This is a genomic window from Halomonas sp. HK25, assembly GCF_047795635.1.
Taxonomy (GTDB): domain Bacteria; phylum Pseudomonadota; class Gammaproteobacteria; order Pseudomonadales; family Halomonadaceae; genus Halomonas.
In genome coordinates, this window is the sequence record NZ_CP181044.1 from 4157932 (window position 1) to 4175598 (window position 17667).

General features: G+C 64.3%; 19 protein-coding genes. All 19 read right to left on the reverse strand.

Going from position 1 to position 17667, the window contains the following annotated elements; all coding sequences use genetic code 11:
- Window positions 1-101: 101 nt before the first annotated feature.
- The 19 genes from mgtE to argC all read right to left on the reverse strand — a co-directional run bounded on the left by mgtE (window position 102) and on the right by argC (window position 17663).
- The gene (gene mgtE / locus ACM26W_RS19545) at window positions 102-1475 is read right to left on the reverse strand and encodes a magnesium transporter (protein WP_416138619.1); all 1374 of its coding nucleotides are present in this window, start codon (window positions 1473-1475) and stop codon (window positions 102-104) included.
- 144 nt (window positions 1476-1619) lie between these two features.
- On the reverse strand, window positions 1620-2048 hold the full coding sequence (locus tag ACM26W_RS19550; RefSeq protein WP_416138620.1) for a F0F1 ATP synthase subunit epsilon: 429 nt from the start codon (window positions 2046-2048) through the stop codon (window positions 1620-1622).
- Between the two features lie 24 nt (window positions 2049-2072).
- Window positions 2073-3449, reverse strand: a complete 1377-nt coding sequence (gene atpD / locus ACM26W_RS19555) for a F0F1 ATP synthase subunit beta (RefSeq protein ID WP_416138621.1) — start codon at window positions 3447-3449, stop codon at window positions 2073-2075.
- 66 nt (window positions 3450-3515) lie between these two features.
- A complete protein-coding gene (gene atpG, locus ACM26W_RS19560) occupies window positions 3516-4397 on the reverse strand; it encodes a F0F1 ATP synthase subunit gamma (protein ID WP_416138622.1) in 882 nt (293 codons plus the stop codon).
- A 71-nt stretch (window positions 4398-4468) separates the two neighbouring features.
- Entirely contained in the window at window positions 4469-6013 is a 1545-nt protein-coding gene (atpA, locus tag ACM26W_RS19565) for a F0F1 ATP synthase subunit alpha (protein ID WP_416138623.1), read from the reverse strand.
- Between the two features lie 16 nt (window positions 6014-6029).
- Complete coding sequence (locus tag ACM26W_RS19570; protein WP_416138624.1) at window positions 6030-6566, reverse strand: F0F1 ATP synthase subunit delta; 537 nt, start codon at window positions 6564-6566, stop codon at window positions 6030-6032.
- 11 nt (window positions 6567-6577) lie between these two features.
- Complete coding sequence (locus ACM26W_RS19575) at window positions 6578-7048, reverse strand: F0F1 ATP synthase subunit B (protein ID WP_416138625.1); 471 nt, start codon at window positions 7046-7048, stop codon at window positions 6578-6580.
- Window positions 7049-7120: 72 nt separating this feature from the next.
- Window positions 7121-7348, reverse strand: a complete 228-nt coding sequence (gene atpE, locus ACM26W_RS19580) for a F0F1 ATP synthase subunit C (protein ID WP_089682691.1) — start codon at window positions 7346-7348, stop codon at window positions 7121-7123.
- A 72-nt stretch (window positions 7349-7420) separates the two neighbouring features.
- A complete protein-coding gene (gene atpB, locus ACM26W_RS19585) occupies window positions 7421-8248 on the reverse strand; it encodes a F0F1 ATP synthase subunit A (RefSeq protein WP_416138626.1) in 828 nt (275 codons plus the stop codon).
- A gap of 17 nt (window positions 8249-8265) precedes the next feature.
- Window positions 8266-8682, reverse strand: coding sequence for an ATP synthase subunit I (locus ACM26W_RS19590; protein ID WP_416138627.1), 417 nt, complete (start codon window positions 8680-8682; stop codon window positions 8266-8268).
- Window positions 8683-8850: 168 nt separating this feature from the next.
- Entirely contained in the window at window positions 8851-9765 is a 915-nt protein-coding gene (locus ACM26W_RS19595; RefSeq protein ID WP_416138628.1) for a ParB/RepB/Spo0J family partition protein, read from the reverse strand.
- 49 nt (window positions 9766-9814) lie between these two features.
- Window positions 9815-10585, reverse strand: coding sequence for a ParA family protein (locus ACM26W_RS19600; RefSeq protein ID WP_416138629.1), 771 nt, complete (start codon window positions 10583-10585; stop codon window positions 9815-9817).
- Between the two features lie 31 nt (window positions 10586-10616).
- Window positions 10617-11267, reverse strand: a complete 651-nt coding sequence (gene rsmG, locus ACM26W_RS19605) for a 16S rRNA (guanine(527)-N(7))-methyltransferase RsmG (RefSeq protein ID WP_416138630.1) — start codon at window positions 11265-11267, stop codon at window positions 10617-10619.
- Window positions 11264-13168: a tRNA uridine-5-carboxymethylaminomethyl(34) synthesis enzyme MnmG gene (gene mnmG / locus ACM26W_RS19610; protein ID WP_416138631.1), complete on the reverse strand. Its 1905-nt coding sequence runs from the start codon at window positions 13166-13168 to the stop codon at window positions 11264-11266. Before mnmG ends, rsmG begins: the two co-directional genes overlap by 4 nt.
- Window positions 13169-13693: 525 nt before the next feature.
- Window positions 13694-14461: an amino acid ABC transporter ATP-binding protein gene (locus ACM26W_RS19615; RefSeq protein ID WP_416138632.1), complete on the reverse strand. Its 768-nt coding sequence runs from the start codon at window positions 14459-14461 to the stop codon at window positions 13694-13696.
- A gap of 32 nt (window positions 14462-14493) precedes the next feature.
- Window positions 14494-15165 (reverse strand): amino acid ABC transporter permease, encoded by a 672-nt coding sequence (locus tag ACM26W_RS19620; protein WP_416138633.1) that lies wholly within the window; start codon window positions 15163-15165, stop codon window positions 14494-14496.
- Between the two features lie 110 nt (window positions 15166-15275).
- Window positions 15276-16079, reverse strand: coding sequence for a transporter substrate-binding domain-containing protein (locus tag ACM26W_RS19625; RefSeq protein ID WP_416138634.1), 804 nt, complete (start codon window positions 16077-16079; stop codon window positions 15276-15278).
- A 96-nt stretch (window positions 16080-16175) separates the two neighbouring features.
- Window positions 16176-16529, reverse strand: a complete 354-nt coding sequence (gene erpA / locus ACM26W_RS19630) for an iron-sulfur cluster insertion protein ErpA (RefSeq protein ID WP_416138635.1) — start codon at window positions 16527-16529, stop codon at window positions 16176-16178.
- A 99-nt stretch (window positions 16530-16628) separates the two neighbouring features.
- On the reverse strand, window positions 16629-17663 hold the full coding sequence (argC, locus tag ACM26W_RS19635; protein ID WP_416138636.1) for an N-acetyl-gamma-glutamyl-phosphate reductase: 1035 nt from the start codon (window positions 17661-17663) through the stop codon (window positions 16629-16631).
- Between the last annotated feature and the right edge of the window lie 4 nt (window positions 17664-17667).

Here is a 17667-nt window from a genome sequence, read left to right on the forward strand (position 1 = left end):
TTTCCTTGATGATCAGAGACGGACGCCCGGCACTCGCGCGCGCCGGAACGGGTCAGCATACAGGCTCGACATGACAATCGTTGCCACCCTGAGGGGGTCAGTCATAGCCCGGTCAGAATCGCCGTGGCGATGCTGAAGTAGATCAGCACCCCCGAGGCGTCGATCAGGGTGGTCACCAGCGGGGCCGAGGCGGTGGCCGGGTCCCAGCCCAGGCGGTCGAGCAGGAAGGGCAGGCACATCCCCAGCAGGCTGCCAAATAGCACGATGATCACCATGCTCATGGCCACCACCATGGCCACCGCCTCGCCACCGCGCATCACCCCGATGGGGGCCACCGCCAGCGCCATGGTCAGGCCCAGCGACCCGGCCACCAGTAGCTCTCGACCCAGCAAGGTTCCCCAGTCCTTGACCCCGACATCGCCGGTGGCCATGCCGCGTACCATCAGGGTGGCGGCCTGGGCACCGGCGTTGCCGCCGCTGCCGATCAGCAGCGGCAGGAAGAACACCAGCGCCACCTGCGCGGCGATGGTGTCCTCGAAGTAGGCGATACCCGCGCCGGAGAAGAGGTTGGCAAACACCAGCAGCACCAGCCAGGTGACCCGCTTGCGGTAGAGACTCCACAGCGGCACCCGGCTGACCCCATCTTCCAGCGCGCCGATGGACATCCCCTTGTGGAAATCCTCGGTGGCCTCCGACTCGGCCACGTCCATGGCGTCGTCGTGGGTGACGATGCCCACTAGACGCTCGTCGGCATCAATCACCGGCAACGCCAGCAGGTCATAACGGGCCACCACCCGGGCGACCTCCTCCTGTTCCTCGTCGACCGCCATGCTGATCACGTCCTTGATCATGATGTCGTCGACCTTCGCCCCCGGTCGCGCCACCATCAGCTGGCGCAGCGACAGGGTGCCGGCCAGGCGGCCGTCGGAGTCAATGATATAGAGCTGATAGACCGTTTCGGCGTCGGGGGCGGTCTGGCGCACCCGCATCATCGCCTGGGAGACAGTAATGCCTGTGGGGATGGCCACATAGTCCGAGGTCATGATGGCCCCGGCGGTGCCCTCCTCGTAGCTGGCCAGGCGCTTGAGGTCCTCGCGCTCCTGGCGCGCCATGCGCCTCAGCAGTGCCTCACGGCGGTCTTCGTCGAGCAGGTTGAAGAGGTCGGCGCGCTCGTCGGACCCCATCTCCTCGATCACCGAGAGCAGCGTTTCGTCAGACATGGCCGCGGTGATCTCGACCTGCTCCTCACCCGGCAGATAGCCCAGCACGCTAGCACGCCGCTCCAGCGGCAGGCTGTCAAGCAGGCCCTTGGCAACGGGCAGGTCGTCCTCTTCCTCGAGGATCTCCTCGAGAATCTCGGCGATGTCCGCAGAACGCAGCTCCGACAGCATCTCGCCGAGGCGCTCGCGGGCCTCTTCTCCCAGGGCCGCGACCAGCACTTCCTTCTGTTCCTGCAGGCTATCATTCAGTGACATGACGTCCTCCTGACGCCAAGGGCGCAGAGATGGGTGAGCGAAACCACCGGCGCGGGGCCGGCGCCCATGATAGCAGAGACGAAAACGCCCCCCGAACCCGGTATTTCACGGGATCGGGGGGCGTCGTCACGGCTCGGGCAGAAATCAGCCCTTGCCGGCCTTCTTGCGCAGCTGCTGGATGGTCCGCAACTGGGCCACGGCCTCGGCGAGTTCGGCAGCGGCGCGGGTGTAATCCAGCTCCGCCGACTTGTCGCTGAACGCCTTCAGCGCGTGCTGACGGGCTTCCTCGGCGGCGGCTTCATCGAGGTCACTGGCCCGGGACGCCGCATCGGCCAGGATGGTCACCACGTCGGGCTGCACTTCCAGGAAGCCGCCCGAGACGTAGAAGTTCTCCTCCCGCCCGCCGTCATGAATCACGCGAACCGGGCCTGGCTGAAGCTCGGTCAACAGCGGAGCATGGCCGGGCAGGATACCCAGATCCCCCATCATGCCGGACGCGATCAGTTGCTCGACCTCGCCCGAGAAGATGGCCGCCTCGGCGCTGACGATATTGCATGTGAAGCTGTTCGCCATAGCGAATCCCCCTGATGGACGGGATTACTTCATCTGGTTGGCTTTCTCGACGGCCTCGTCGATAGTGCCGACCATGTAGAAGGCTTGCTCCGGCAGCTCGTCATACTCGCCATTGAGGATGCCCTGGAAGCCACGGATGGTGTCCTTCAGGGACACGTACTTGCCGGGCGAACCGGTGAACACCTCGGCCACGAAGAACGGCTGCGACAGGAAGCGCTGGATCTTGCGCGCCCGCGACACGGCCTGCTTGTCCTCGTCGGACAGCTCGTCCATGCCCAGGATCGCGATGATGTCCTTGAGCTCCTTGTAGCGCTGCAGCACGTTCTGCACACCGCGGGCGGTGTCGTAATGCTCGTCGCCGACGACCAGCGGATCCAGCTGACGGGAGGTGGAGTCCAGCGGATCGATGGCCGGGTAGATGCCCAGCTCGGCGATGGAGCGCGCCAGTACCACGGTGGCATCCAGGTGCGAGAAGGTGGTCGCCGGAGACGGGTCGGTCAGGTCATCCGCGGGCACGTAGACGGCCTGCACGGAGGTGATCGAGCCGGTCTTGGTGGAGGTGATGCGCTCCTGAAGCACACCCATCTCCTCGGCCAGGGTCGGCTGATAGCCCACCGCGGAGGGCATGCGGCCCAGCAGTGCGGACACCTCGGTACCGGCCAGGGTGTAGCGATAGATGTTGTCGACGAACAGCAGCACGTCGCGGCCTTCGTCGCGGAACTTCTCGGCGATGGTCAGGCCGGTCAAGGCCACGCGCAGGCGGTTACCGGGAGGCTCGTTCATCTGGCCGTAGACCAGCGCTACCTTGTCGATAACGTTGGACTCGGTCATCTCGTGGTAGAAGTCGTTACCCTCACGGGTCCGCTCACCCACGCCCGCGAACACCGAATAACCACTGTGCTCGGTGGCGATGTTGCGGATCAGCTCCATCATGTTGACGGTCTTGCCCACGCCGGCGCCGCCGAACAGGCCAACCTTGCCGCCCTTGGCAAACGGGCAGACCAGGTCGATGACCTTGATGCCGGTCTCGAGCAGCTCGTTGGAAGCCGCCTGATCCGCATAGCCCGGTGCCTTGCGGTGGATCGGCATGCGCTCCTGCTCGCCGATATCGCCGGCCTCGTCGATCGGGCGACCCAGCACGTCCATGATGCGACCCAGTGTCTCCGTGCCCACCGGCACGGAGATGGCAGCACCGGTGTTGGTGACGTCCATGCCGCGCTTGAGCCCCTCGGTGGAGCCCATGGCGATGGTGCGCACCACGCCGTCGCCCAGCTGCTGCTGGACCTCGAGCACGGTCTCGACATTCGAGACGTTCAGCGCGTCGTAGACCTTGGGAACATTGTCCCGCGGAAACTCTACGTCAATCACCGCGCCGATGATTTGTACGATACGTCCGCTCATCTTGCGATCCTCTAAAAAACCTGCAAATGAAGCCTGTGTGCCGGGAGGGCCTCGCCCTCCCCGGCGCTATACGGCGGCGGCGCCCCCGACGATTTCGGAGATTTCCTGGGTGATGGCGGCCTGGCGAGCCTTGTTGTAGACCATCTCCAGGTCGTCGATCAGTCCGCCGGCGTTGTCGGTGGCGCTCTTCATGGCAATCATCCGCGCCGCCTGCTCGCAGGCGCCATTCTCGACCACCGACTGGTAGACCTGGGATTCGATGAAGCGAACCATCAGACCATCCAGCAGCGCCTTGGCATCCGGCTCGTACAGGTAGTCCCAGCTTCCGGGACGCTTGTGTTCTTCATGATCCGATTCCGCCCCCATGTCCGGGGACAGGGGCAACAGCTGCCTGACCACCGGCTGCTGGGTCATGGTGTTGATGAACTCGTTATACACCACGAACAGCCGATCCAGGCGCCCCTCGTCATAGGCGTCCAGCATGACCTTGACGCTACCGATCAGACCCTCGACCTCGGGCGATTCGCCCAGGCCGCTCTTCGCCGCCACCAGGTTGCCCCCGTAGCTCTTGAAGAAGCCGCTGGCCTTTTTGCCCAGGGCGCAGAAGTCGAGCTCCGCACCATTGTCGCGCCAAGCCTTGGCATCCCTGAGCACGGCCTTGAACAGGTTGACGTTCAGGCCACCGCAAAGGCCGCGATCGGTGGAGACCACGATGTAGCCCACCCGCTGCACCTCACGATCGATCATATAATCGTGCTTGTACTCGGGGTTGGCGTCGGCGATATGGGCAACGACGTTGCGGATCTGACGCGCATAGGGCTGGCCGGCCCTCATCAGGTCCTGGGCCCGGCGCATTTTCGACGCAGCGACCATTTCCATGGCGCTGGTGATCTTCTGCGTGTTCTTGATGCTCCCGATCTGGGTGCGAATCTCTTTTGCAGCTGCCATAGCGATCTACTCCGTTCGTGGCCCTCAGACAGTTCCTGGGCCCGCCCCGAAGGCGGGACGGGCCAGCGGGATTACCAGCTCTGAGTGGCCTTGAACTTCTCGAGACCCGCCTTCAACCCGCTCTGGATCTCGTCGCTGTAGTCGCCGGTCTGGTTGATCTTGTCGAGTAGTTCGGCATGTTCGGACTTCATGTAGTCGTGCAGGGCACGCTCGAAGTCCAGCACCTTGCTCACCTCGATGTCGTCCAGGAAGCCTTCGTTGGCGGCATACAACGTTACGCCCATCTCGGCCACGGACATCGGCGAATACTGCTTCTGCTTCATCAGCTCGGTGACGCGCTGACCATGCTCCAGCTGCTTGCGAGTGGCTTCGTCCAGATCGGAAGCAAACTGGGAGAAGGCCGCCAGCTCGCGGTACTGGGCCAGGGCCAGGCGCACGCCGCCGCCGAGCTTCTTGATGATCTTGGTCTGGGCCGAACCGCCTACGCGAGACACCGAGAGACCGGCGTTGATGGCCGGACGAATACCCGAGTTGAACAGATCGGTCTCGAGGAAGATCTGACCGTCGGTGATGGAGATCACGTTGGTCGGAACGAAGGCGGAAACGTCGCCACCCTGGGTCTCGATGATCGGCAGCGCGGTCAGTGAACCGGTCTTGCCTTTCACTTCGCCGTTGGTGAACTTCTCGACGTAATCCACATTGACCCGTGCCGCACGCTCCAGCAGGCGGGAGTGCAGATAGAAGACGTCACCCGGGTAGGCTTCACGGCCCGGCGGACGACGCAGCAGCAGGGAGACCTGACGATAGGCCACGGCCTGCTTGGACAGGTCATCGTAGACAATCAAGGCGTCTTCGCCGCGGTCGCGGAAGTATTCGCCCATGGTGCAACCGGAGTAGGCGGCGAGGAACTGCATCGGGGCCGGATCGGCAGCGCCGGCGGCGACCACGATGGTGTGCTCCATGGCGCCATGCTCTTCCAGCTTGCGCACCACGTTGGCGATGGTCGACTGCTTCTGGCCGATAGCGACGTAGACGCAGGTGACGTCCTTGCCCTTCTGGTTGATGATGGCGTCGATGGCGATGGCCGACTTGCCGATCTGGCGGTCACCGATGATCAACTCACGCTGGCCGCGGCCGATCGGCACCATGGCGTCGATGGACTTGAAGCCGGTCTGGATCGGCTGGTCGACCGATTGACGCGTGATAACACCAGGAGCGACCTTCTCGACGGCATCGGTCATCTTGGCGTTGATATCGCCCTTGCCATCGATGGGGTTGCCCAGGGCATCCACCACACGGCCTTTCAGTTCGGGGCCCACCGGCACCTCGAGGATACGACCGGTACACTGAGCGGTCATGCCCTCTTCGAGCTGCAGGTAGTCGCCCAGGACCACGGCACCCACGGAGTCGCGCTCGAGGTTGAGCACCATGCCGAAGATGCTGCCGGGGAATTCGATCATCTCACCGAACATCGCTTCCTCGAGGCCGTGAATCTTCACGATGCCGTCGGAGACGCTGACGATGGTGCCCTGATTACGGGCTTCGGATGCGACATCAAGCTTCTTGATCCGCTGCTTGATGATGTCGCTGATCTCGGAAGGATTCAGTTGCTGCATGCCATGTCCCTCAGACTCAGGCGGAAAGGGCTTCAGAGAGGCGGTTCAGTCGACCACGCACCGACCCGTCGATGACGGTATCGCCGGCACGCAGGATGACACCGCCAAGAAGCGTCGGGTCCACCTGAGTGGTAATGGAGATTTCGCGATTCAGGCGCTTCTTCAGCGCACCGGCGAGCTTCTGCTGCTGCTTGTCGTCGAGTTCGAAGGCCGACACCACGGTGACGTCGACGCGCTTGTCATGCTCGGCGCGCAGCCGCTCGAATTGCCCGGCAATGGCCGGCAGGGCCGCCAGGCGACGCTTGTCGCTCAGCGTATCGAGGAAGCGACGCGCCGCGTCGTCTACGCTGGCGTCAGCTACCTCGAGGACCAGGGCCACCTTGCGCTCGTCGTTCAGCTTGGGGCTAGAGAGCAGCTTCTGCACGTCCTGGCTGGCCACGACCATGCCGACCTTGCCCAGCCACTCGGACCAGACATCCAGCGCCTGGTGATCGCGTGCGTACTCGAACGCCGCCTTGGCGTAGGGTCGAGCGACGGTTGACGTTTCCGCCATGGATCACCTCCTCACAGTTCGGCAGCAAGCTTGTCGAGCAGCTTGCGATGGGCCTTCTCGTCGATGGAGGCTTCCAGAACACGCTCGGCACCGGTGACCGCGAGGGTCGACACCTGGGCACGCAGCTCGTCCTTGGCGCGATTGATTTCCTGCTCGATCTCGGCGCGGGCGCTGGTCACCAGGCGTTCGCCTTCGGCACGGGCCTGATCGCGGGCCTCCTCGATCATCTGGGAAGAGCGCTTGTGGGCCTGCTCGAGGATCTGGGAGGCCTGCTCCTTGCTTTCGTGCAGGGTAGCTTCCGCCTTTTCCTGGGCAAGCTCGAGGTCACGAGAGGCACGGCTGGCCGCGTCGAGACCATCGGCGATCCTCTTCTGACGCTCGTGGAGCGCACTGCTGATCGGAGGCCACACATATTTTATGCTAAACCAGACAAAGATCGCGAAGGCGATCGTCTGCCCGATAAGCGTCATGTTGATATTCACAGGGAGGTACCTCTGACTGATTCGTGGCGACCGGTAACAAGCAAACCGAGCGCTAAGCGCTCGGTCCTGTCATTATCCGGCGACGACGAAGATCAGGTACATCGCGATACCAACACCGATCATCGGCACGGCGTCGAGCAGACCCGCCATGATGAAGGTCTTGGTTTGCAGCTGGTCGCCCAGCTCCGGCTGACGAGCGGTGGACTCGAGCAGCTTGCCGCCCAGCAGGGCGAAGCCAATACCGGTAGCCAGAGCGCCCAGACCGATGATGATGGCAGCAGCAATGTAGACCATTTCCATGATAGTACTCCTGATTTCAAGTTTTGGTTCAAGGGGTTACGGGTTAATGGAGTTGCAAGCGTTGCGGGGTTCTCAGTGGTGCTCGTGCGCGGCGCTCAGGTACACGATGGACAGCACCGTGAAGATGAAGGCCTGCAGAGTCACTACCAGGATGTGGAAGATCGCCCATGGCACGTCCAGCAGCCAGATGGCCCAGAAGGGCAGCAGTGCGATCAGAATGAAGATCACCTCGCCGGCGAACATGTTGCCGAAGAGTCGCAGACCGAGGCCCAGAGGCTTGACGAGCAGGCCGATGACCTCGAGAACCAGGTTGAACGGAATCAGCGACCAGTGGTTGAAGGGCGTCAGCGAGAGCTCCTTGGCGAAGCCACCGGCCCCCTTGACCTTGATGCTGTAGAAGATAATCAGGAAGAACACGCCCAGCGCCATGCCGAGGGTAGCGTTGGGGTCGGTGGTCGGCACAATCTTCATGTACTCGACCCCCAGGCGAGCGAAGAGCTCGGGGAAGTAGTCGACCGGAATGATCTTCAGGCTGTTCATCAGCAGGATCCACATGAACAGCGTCAGCGCCAGCGGGGCAATGACCGGATTCCTGCCTTGAAAGGCGGAACGAGTCAGGTTTTCGATGAACTCGACGACCATCTCGACGCCATTCTGCAGTCCGCCCGGCACCCCGGTGGTCGCCATCTTGCCGGCCTTGCGGAACAACCAGATGAACAGCATCCCCATGGCGATGGACCAGCCCATGGTATCCAGGTGGATCGCCCAGAAGCCCATTTCGGTGGCCTCGGCGGACGTGCTGGCCAGGGACCATCCGTTCTGGGGATGATAGCCGAAGGTCAGGTTCTGGAGGTGGTGCTGTATGTAATACGTCGCCGTGACTTCATTACCTGCTGCCATGCGGTGCTTACCTCGGTTCAGGGGGTCGGCCGCTCAAGCAGCAGCCAGGGAGCCAGCCAATGCATGAGTTGAGCCGCCACATATGCGCTGAAGAAAAAAATCGGGTTTGAAGGGGGTACTGTGACGAACACCATCACGAACAGTGCCACCGTCAAACCGAACTTTCCCGCCTCTGCGCGGTAAAAATTCACGACATATTGCCTTGCTTGCCTGCCACCACGGATGCCGGCAAGTCGCCAGACGAAATAACCCTGGGGAATCAGGCAAACCAGTCCTCCGGTCAGCGCAGACAGCATCGCTGCGCTTCCTGAAATTCCCCCCGCCACTAGGGTCACCGCCAGAACCATCAGTCCCTGCACCACCAGCAGGCGACGAAAGGACGGTCGCCACCGGGCAGCAGACGTACTGCGCTTGTTAACGATTCCGTTGCCCACCTTAGTTTACCCCCCCGCCCGCATCCCGAAGGGCGCAGGTAAACCATCGCGGATTATAGGGAAGCCCCCCCGGGCCTTCAACCGACGTCATACCTATTTGGGGCCCATAGCGGTCACCTTTCGACCAAAGGTGCAGATATTTTCGACAATCAACGCAATGCCGCACCGTTACTGGATATGCTCGAGAATGCCGTCGAGCTCGTCGAGGCTGGTGTAGCGAATGGTCAGCCGTCCCTTGCCCCCGCGGCCGTGCTGAATCTTCACCGGCGCACCGAGCAGCTCACCCAGCCGGGTCTCGAGACGAGCCACATCGGGGCTTGCTGTCGGCTTGTCGGCCTTCTTCGGTTCCCCGGCGACGAGGCGCTTCACCAGCGCCTCGGTGTCGCGAACGGTGAGGTCCTTGTTGACCACCTCGTGAGCCGCCTTGCGCTGTTTTGCGCCGGAGAGCGCCAGCAGCGCCCGGGCGTGGCCCATATCCAGGTCGCCGCGCTCCAGCAGGGTCTGCACCTCGGGGTCCAGCGCCAGCAGCCGCAGCAGGTTGGCCACCTGGGCCCGGGACCGGCCCACGGCGTCGGCGACCTGCTGCTGGGTCAGCTCGAACTCCTCCAGCAGGCGCTTCAGCGCCATGGCCTCCTCCACCGGATTGAGGTTCTCCCGCTGGATGTTCTCGATCAGGGCCAGGGCCAGGGCCACCTCGTCACTGACCTCGCGGATCACCGCGGGAATCACGTCGAGCTCGGCCAGCTGGGCGGCCCGCCAACGACGCTCGCCGGCGATGATCTCGTAGCGATCCTCGCCAGCGGGACGAACCACGATGGGCTGCATCACCCCCTGAGCGCGGATCGAGTCGGCCAACTCCTCCAGGGCCTCGGGTTGAATGTCCCGGCGCGGCTGGTACTTGCCGCGGGTGAGCTGGCCCAGCGGCAGGCGCTCGAGGCGATCTTCCGCATCCGGCGCGGTGGCCGGTGGCACGGCATCATCCACCACGACACCTACCTCGGGAAGGTCGAGGCTCTCGCGGCGGCGAGCGCCGGCCCCGATCAAGGCATCCAGTCCAAGTCCCAGAGCGCGTTTACGCGTCATCGACACTCCCTCATCACAGCGGTTACGGCATGGGCGCGCCACGCTATCATCACAGCGATAGCCGACGGATCAGTTCCTTGGCCAGCACCCGGTGGGCCTGGCTGCCCCGCGAGAAGCGGGCGTACTTGGTCACTGGCAGGCCGTGGCTGGGCGCCTCGGCGACCCGTACGTTGCGCGGGATGGTGGCCTTGAGCAGGGTATCGCCGAAATAGTCACGCAGCTGCTTGGTGACATCCCGTGTCAGGCTGTTGCGGGCATCGAACATGGTACGCAGGATGCCATAGACCTCGAGTCCCGGGTTCACGTTGTCCTTGATCTGCTCGACGGTGTCGAGCAGGGCCGAGAGGCCCTCCAGGGCGTAGAACTCGCACTGCAGCGGGATCAGCACGCCGTTGGCGGCGGTCAGGGCGTTGACGGTGAGCATGTTCAGCGACGGCGGGCAATCGATCAGCACCACGTCATATTCGCCAGCCACATCGCCAAGCGCACGGTCCAGACAGCGCTCACGACCAACCTCACGATCGAGCAGCGCCACCTCCGCGGCGGTGAGGTCGCCGTTACCCGGCAGCAGGGTGTAGCCGGCCACGGGGCAATCGAGAATCACCTCCGCAGCGGTGCGATCGCCCAACAGCACGTCCAACACACTGCCCTCGAGCTCGTGCTTGTCCACCCCGCTGCCCATGGTGGCATGGCCCTGGGGGTCGAGATCCACCAGCAGCACGCGGCGATCCAGGGCCGCCAGGCTGGCGGCGAGGTTGACCGCGGTGGTGGTCTTGCCGACACCACCCTTCTGGTTGGTCAAGGCGATGATCTTGGTCACGGGCAACTCCCTTGCTGGGAAACGCGGGTTGTCATGGGCGCGAGCCATCTTCCTGGCGCTCGAGGACCACCAGCAGCCGACTGCCGACGTCGAAGGGCACCTCCAGAGGGTGCCGGGCCACCGGCGCCACGCCGGCCGGCACGCCGGCCAGTTCGTCCTCCACGGCGGGACCCTTCATGGCCAGCCACTGGCCGCCGGGGGCCACCAGCGGCAGCGTCAGGGAGACGAAGTCGCCGAGGCTGGCGAAGGCCCGGGAGATCACCTGGTCGAAGTGCCCCTCGCAGGCCTCGACCCGCATCTGCATCGGAGTCACGTTGGTCAGGCCCAGCTCCATCACCGTCTGGCGCTGAAAGCGCACCTTCTTGCCGTTGCTGTCGAGCAAGCTCACGGCAAGCTCAGGCCTGAGGATCGCCAGCACCAGGCCGGGAAAGCCCGCTCCGGCGCCCACGTCCAGCAGGGTCGGTCCCTTGACGAAAGGCAGCACAGAGGCGCTGTCCAGCAGGTGGCGAGCCACCATCTCCTCGGGCGAGCGTACCGCGGTGAGGTTATAGGCGCGGTTCCACTTGTGCAACAGGCCGACCAGCGCCAGCAGGCGTCGACGCTGCTCGGCATCCACGGCGATCCCCAGCCGCTCGAACCCCTGGTCGAGGCGTGCCTCGACCGTCGGATCCACTACCGTCATGTGCTGGCCGCCTTCTGGTCGTCGAGCAGGTGACGCTTCTTGAGATGAATCAGCAGGATCGATACCGCCGCCGGGGTCACTCCCGAGATCCTCGAGGCCTGGGCCAGGGTCTCGGGACGCGCCTCGGCGAGCTTCTGGCGGATCTCGTGGGAGAGCCCCTCGACCCGCGCATAGTCCAGATCCGTCGGCAACGATGTGGCCTCGTGGCGCTTGAGCTTGGCGATCTCGTCCTGCTGGCGGTCGATGTAGCCCTGGTACTTGGCCTGGATCTGCACCTGCTCGGCCACGCTGTCATCGGCCACCGCCTCCCCCTCGATGCCGGGCAGGTCGGCCAGATCGGCGTAGCCGAGCTCCGGGCGCCTGAGCAGGTCCATCAGGCTGTACTCCCGGGCAAGCGGCTTGCCGGTCTTCACGGCTACCGACTCGGCGGCCGCGGTGCCGGGCTGCACCCAGCAGGCCTTGAGTCGCGCGCGCTCGCGCTCGATGGCCTCGCGCTTCTCGCTGAAGACGGCCCAGCGGACGTCGTCCACCAGCCCCAGCTCGCGACCGGCCTCGGTGAGACGCAGGTCGGCGTTGTCCTCGCGCAGCAGCAGGCGGTATTCGGCCCGCGAGGTGAACATGCGATAGGGCTCCTTGGTGCCCAGGGTGATCAGGTCATCGACCAGCACACCCAGGTAGGCCTCGTCACGCCGTGGATGCCAGGCGTCTTGGCCCCTGGCGCGGCGGGCAGCATTGAGTCCGGCCAGCAGTCCCTGGGCACCGGCTTCTTCGTAGCCGGTGGTGCCGTTGATCTGACCGGCGAAGAACAGGTTGTGGATGAATTTCGTTTCCAGCGAGTGCCTGAGATCCCGCGGGTCGAAGAAGTCGTACTCGATGGCGTAGCCGGGCCGGGTGATATGAGCGTTTTCCAGGCCCCGGATCGAGCGCACCACCTGCAGCTGCACGTCGAAGGGCAGCGATGTGGAGATGCCGTTGGGGTAGAGCTCGTGGGTATTCAGGCCCTCGGGCTCGATGAAGATCTGGTGGCTCGCCTTGTCGGCGAAGCGGTGGACCTTGTCCTCGATAGAGGGGCAGTAGCGCGGGCCCACACCCTCGATGACCCCGGAGTACATCGGCGAGCGGTCGAGGTTGGCGAAGATGATCTCGTGGGTGCGCTCATTGGTGTGGGCGATATGGCAACTCACCTGGCGCGGGTGCTGTTCGCGACTACCCAGGAAGGACATCACCGGGGTGGGGGTGTCGCCGGGCTGCTCCTCGAGTCGCGAGAAGTCGAGGCCACGGGCATCCAGGCGCGGCGGCGTGCCGGTCTTGAGTCGATCGACCCGGAACGGCAGGGCCCGCAGGCGCTCGGCGAGGCGGTTGGAGGGCGGATCGCCGGCGCGTCCGCCGCGGCTCTGCTCGAGGCCGATATGGATCACCCCACCGAGGAAGGTGCCGGTGCACAGCACCACGGTCTCGGCGTGGAAGCGGATACCGGTCTCGGTGATAACGCCCCGAACGGTGTCGTTATCCACGATCAGATCGCCTGCAGCTTGCTGGAACAGCGTCAGGTTGGGCTGGCTCTCCAGCATGTCGCGAATCGCTGCCTTGTAGCGGATCCGGTCTGCCTGGGCGCGGGTAGCCCTCACCGCAGGCCCCTTGCGGGCATTGAGCACGCGGAACTGGATGCCGCCAAGGTCGGTTGCCTTCGCCATGGCACCGCCCAGTGCATCGATCTCCTTGACCAGATGGCTCTTGCCGATCCCGCCGATGGCGGGATTGCAGGACATCTGGCCCAGGGTCTCGATGTTGTGGGTCAGCAGCAGGGTCTGACAGCCCATGCGAGCGGAGGCCAGGGCGGCTTCGGTTCCCGCATGGCCACCGCCGATGACGATGACGTCAAAGCGGTCGGGGTAATCCAAGGTGCACCTCGTTGGCGCCGCGGCGCCGTCTTCCAGTCAGGGGATGAAATCAGGCCGGGAGTATAAACCCCCTGTGGGTAATCGTCAGGGTTTTCCACACCGCCTTCGCCTTGGCTCCTCTCGTTCTAACATTAAATATCAATATATATAGAGAGAAGTTCTATTGTGGTAGTAACTACTGGTGTGGACAAAATCCGTGGATAACGATTGGAACACTTTCCTTTTCAGTAGGATACATTGTTGACCGAAAGCGGGAAAAGAGGGTGACTGCCTGCGTACAGGGTGGCAGGAGCCTGTGGATGAAAGGTCGACTTGTTCACAGACCCAATACTGCACTGCTTGTCCACCGACGGCTACCGGGCTTGTGCCCGCGGCTGTGAACAACCATAGGTGTTGTCCCCAAACCCCTCTAGCAAGGGGGTGACAGATGGAAATCCCGCCACCGGAAAAATTTCTATCCACAGGAAAAAAAAGGCCCTGCCGCGGTCGACAGAGCCTTTTTTCACGCGTCGAGGGGGGGCGATATCAGTGCTTGAGCACCCGGGCCAGGAAGCTGCGGGTGCGTTCATCGGTGGGGCGATCGAAGATCTGCTCCGGTGGCGCCTGCTCGGCGATCTCCCCCTGGTGGATGTAGATCACTCGGTCGGCCACTTCCCGGGCGAAGCCCATCTCGTGGGTGACGATGATCATGGTCATGCCCTCTCGTGCCAGCTCGCGCATGGCATCGAGCACCTCGCCGATCATCTCCGGGTCCAGTGCCGAGGTGGGCTCATCGAAGAGCATCAGCCGAGGTTCCATGGCCAGGGCGCGGGCCAGGGCGACGCGCTGTTGCTGACCGCCGGAGAGCTGGTTGGGGTGCTTGGCGGCTTGATCGCTGATGCCGACCCTCGCCAGCAGCCGTTCGGCGGTCTCCATGGCGTCGGCGCGGCTCCAGCCGCGCACCTTCATGGGCGCCAGGATGACGTTGTCCAGCACGCTGAGATGGGGAAAGAGGTTGAACTGCTGAAAGACCATGCCGACCTCGGTGCGGATCTTCTGCAGCGCGCGTGCGCTCTTCCCGTGGGGCGTGAGCTCGTTGCCGTCCACATCGATATGGCCGTCCTGGAACTCTTCCAGGCCGTTGATGCAGCGGATCAGCGTCGACTTGCCGGAGCCGCTGGCGCCGATGATCACCACCACCTCGCCGGAGCTGACCTCGAGGTCGATCTCCTTGAGCACGTGCAGGCTTCCGAAGTGCTTGTTGACCTTCTCCATCAGCACGATGGGAGCGGTCGCGTTCTCGTTCTGTGTCATGGGTGGGCTCCCCTTGCTCATTGTTGACCCCTTCACTGGCCGACCAGGCCGCGGCGCTCGAGTTGGCGCAGCAGCAGCGATAGGCTCCAGGTGATGGCCAGGTACATCAGCGCCACCATGAAGTAGACCTCCAGGGCGGTGAAGGTGGTGGCGATGTAGATCTGCCCCTGCCGAACCAGTTCGCCCACGCCGATCACCGAGAACAGGGACGTGTCCTTGATGCTGATGATGCCTTGGTTGCCCAGCGGTGGAATCATGCGTCGGAAGGCCTGGGGCCAGATCACGTAGCGGAAGGCCTGGGTGCGGGAGAGCCCCAGCGACAGGGAGGCCTCGCGCTGGCCACGTTCGATGGACTGCACGCCGCCGCGGACCACTTCCGAGATGTAGGCGCCGGAGTTGACCGCGATGGCAGCGATGCCGGCGGTCAGGGCATTGATGGGGCTACCCAGCAGCTGAGGTAGGCCATAGAAGATGAACAGCACCTGCACCAGGATGGGGGTGCCTCGGAACACTTCGACGTAGACGACCGCTGGCCAGCGCACGAGGCGCGAAGGACTGATGCGCATCAGTCCGAAGATGATGCCGATGATGAATCCGATGGACAGTCCACCGAAGGAGATCAGCAGGGTCCAGGGAATGCCCGGCAGCAGGTGAGGGATGGAGCGGAACGCCGCCGCCCAGTCAAATTGAAAGGTCACTTCCACGGGCGTTTCTCCGGGATGGCTGGAAACGAGGCGGGGCCGGGAGGTGTTACCGCCCGGCCCCGCTGGTCAGCTCGCCGTGTCATGTCGACGAGAGTTCAGGGCGGCTCAGCTCACTCTTCCGAGGGGGCCTCGTCCGAGGGGGCCTCGCCGAACCATTTCTCGTAGATCTCGGCGTAGGTGCCGTCCTCGCGCATCTCGGCCAGGGCCTCGTTGACCGGCTCGACCCACTCGCTGCCCTTGTGGAAGACGATGCCGTACTGCTGGCCCGCATAGAGGGGCCCGACGACCTTGGTACGCCCCTCGCCTCGGGTCTGGGAGAAGTAGGCGACGTTGGGAGCATCATAGAAGGCGGCGTCGACGTTGCGGCCGAGCAGTGCCATGTACATGTCGCTGTTGCCCGGGTAGGGGGTGATGTCGGCGCTGTCGCCGAGGTTCTCCTGGAGGAAGTCGTAGCTGGTGGAGCCAATACGCGTGGCCACGGACATGCCCTCGAGGTCCTCGATGGCCTCGACGCTGTCGTTGTCGGCACGCACGATGATCCGCAGGCCGGAGTCGTAGTAGGGGTCCGAGAAGTCGACGATCTGAGCGCGCTCCTCGGTGATGGTCACGCCGGCGACGGCGATCTCCTGACTGCCGGTCTGCACCGCCGGGATGATGCCGGCGAACTCCATGGTGGTGAGGTTGATCTCGAAGCCGGCGCGCTCGGCAAGCTCGTTGATCATGTCCATGTCGAACCCGATCATCTCGCCGGTCTCGGGGTCGAGCATCTCGAAGGGCACGAAGCTGGGATCGGTGACCACGTTGACGATCGGCGTATCGGCCAGTGTGGAACCGGCCACGCCAAGGCCCATCGCCAGAGCGGCGGCCAGTGTGGTTTGCTTCAGGAAGGGTGAAGCGGAAGCGGATCTTGTCATGAGGTTCCCCATTATCGAGTCTTTTCTGGTAGGTCTCGCCTATTCAACCTTGGCGAGAATGCTCCAGAGCGTCAAGTTGGGGACTTTCACGGTGGTTTACACCATGAAGGAGGCGCCACAGCCGCAGGTGGTGGTGGCGTTGGGGTTCTGGACCAGGAAGCGGGCGCCAGCGAGGCCCTCCTCGAAGTCCACGGTGGAGCCCACCAGATACTGGTAGGAGAGTGGGTCGACCACCAGGGCGACGTCGCCGAATTCGATGACGGTGTCATCCTCGGCGACCTCATCGGCGAAGTCGAAGCCGTACTGGAAGCCCGAGCAGCCGCCACCGGTCACGTAGACCCGCAGCTTCAGCTGGCTGTTGCCCTCCTCCTCGACCAGCGACCGGAGTCGTGCCCGGGCGCTGTCGGACAGCAGGAGGGGGGTGGGAACAAAGGATTCGGCACCGCTCATGGAGAGCTCCCTCGAGGGAAATGGAGGATTCAACCTGTCATTATCCGCAACCCCCAGCAAAAGGGTCAACTTTTGCGGGGGACTGTCGCCGTGAGGGCGTCAGGGCATCAGCGCCGGAGCGGCGAGGCCGGCGTTCTCGGCGAAGCCGAACATCAGGTTGAGGTTCTGGATCGCCTGGCCGGAGGCGCCCTTGACCAGGTTGTCGATCACCGATAGCACCACCACGGTATCGCCGTTGCCGGGCCGGTGCACGGCGAGGCGGCAGACGTTGGCGCCCTTGACGCTGCGGGTCTCCGGGTGGCTGCCGGCGGGCATTACGTCGACGAAGGGCTCGTCCGCGAAGCGCTGCTCGAAGCGCGCCTGCAGGTCGCCCGGTTCACCGGTGAGTCGTCCATAGAGGGTGGCGTGGATGCCGCGGATCATCGGCGTCAGGTGGGGCACGAAGGTGAGCCCCACCGGGCGGCCGGCGGCATCCGTCAGGCCCTGACGAATCTCCGGCAGGTGGCGGTGGCCGGGGGCACCGTAGGCCTTCATGGACTCGCTGGCCTCGGCCATCAATGAGGGCACCTTGGCCCCGCGGCCGGCGCCGGTGACGCCCGACTTGCAGTCGGCGATGACGTGACCGGTGTCGATCAGCCCCGCCTCGAGCAGCGGCAGCAGGCCGAGTTGCACGGCGGTGGGGTAGCAGCCGGGCACCGCGATCAGCCGGGCCTGGCGAATCCTGTCGCGGTTGACCTCGGGCAGGCCGTAGACCGCCTCATTCAGCAGCGCGGGGGCGCCGTGGGGCTGGCCGTACCACTCTGCCCACTCCTCGGCGTCGCGCAGGCGGAAGTCGGCGGAGAGGTCGATGACCCGGGTGCCGCGCTCGAGCAGCTCGCCGGCCAGGGCGTGGGCCACCCCATGGGGGGTCGCGAAGAACACCGCGTCGCAGGCGCCGAGGCGGTCGGCATCCGGCTCGCTGAAGGTGAGGGCGTCATAGTGGCCGCGCAGGTTGGGGTACATCTCGGCGACCCCCATACCGGCCTCGGAGCGGGAGGTAATCGCCTCCACCTCGACCTCGGGGTGCTGGGCCAGCAGCCTGAGCAGTTCGACGCCGGTGTACCCGGTGCCGCCGACGATTCCGACCTTGATCACGTTG

Coding starts and splice junctions, on each gene's coding strand:
- atpG (WP_416138622.1), bottom strand. CDS start 4,397: ATGGCAGCTGCAAAAGAGATTCGCACCCAGATCGGGAGCATCAAGAAC.
- atpE (WP_089682691.1), bottom strand. CDS start 7,348: ATGGAAATGGTCTACATTGCTGCTGCCATCATCATCGGTCTGGGCGCT.
- erpA (WP_416138635.1), bottom strand. CDS start 16,529: ATGAGCGGTGCCGAATCCTTTGTTCCCACCCCCCTCCTGCTGTCCGAC.
- ACM26W_RS19615 (WP_416138632.1), bottom strand. CDS start 14,461: ATGACACAGAACGAGAACGCGACCGCTCCCATCGTGCTGATGGAGAAG.
- ACM26W_RS19625 (WP_416138634.1), bottom strand. CDS start 16,079: ATGACAAGATCCGCTTCCGCTTCACCCTTCCTGAAGCAAACCACACTG.
- mgtE (WP_416138619.1), bottom strand. CDS start 1,475: ATGTCACTGAATGATAGCCTGCAGGAACAGAAGGAAGTGCTGGTCGCG.
- ACM26W_RS19570 (WP_416138624.1), bottom strand. CDS start 6,566: ATGGCGGAAACGTCAACCGTCGCTCGACCCTACGCCAAGGCGGCGTTC.
- atpD (WP_416138621.1), bottom strand. CDS start 3,449: ATGAGCGGACGTATCGTACAAATCATCGGCGCGGTGATTGACGTAGAG.
- ACM26W_RS19595 (WP_416138628.1), bottom strand. CDS start 9,765: ATGACGCGTAAACGCGCTCTGGGACTTGGACTGGATGCCTTGATCGGG.
- ACM26W_RS19550 (WP_416138620.1), bottom strand. CDS start 2,048: ATGGCGAACAGCTTCACATGCAATATCGTCAGCGCCGAGGCGGCCATC.
- atpB (WP_416138626.1), bottom strand. CDS start 8,248: ATGGCAGCAGGTAATGAAGTCACGGCGACGTATTACATACAGCACCAC.
- rsmG (WP_416138630.1), bottom strand. CDS start 11,267: ATGACGGTAGTGGATCCGACGGTCGAGGCACGCCTCGACCAGGGGTTC.
- atpA (WP_416138623.1), bottom strand. CDS start 6,013: ATGCAGCAACTGAATCCTTCCGAGATCAGCGACATCATCAAGCAGCGG.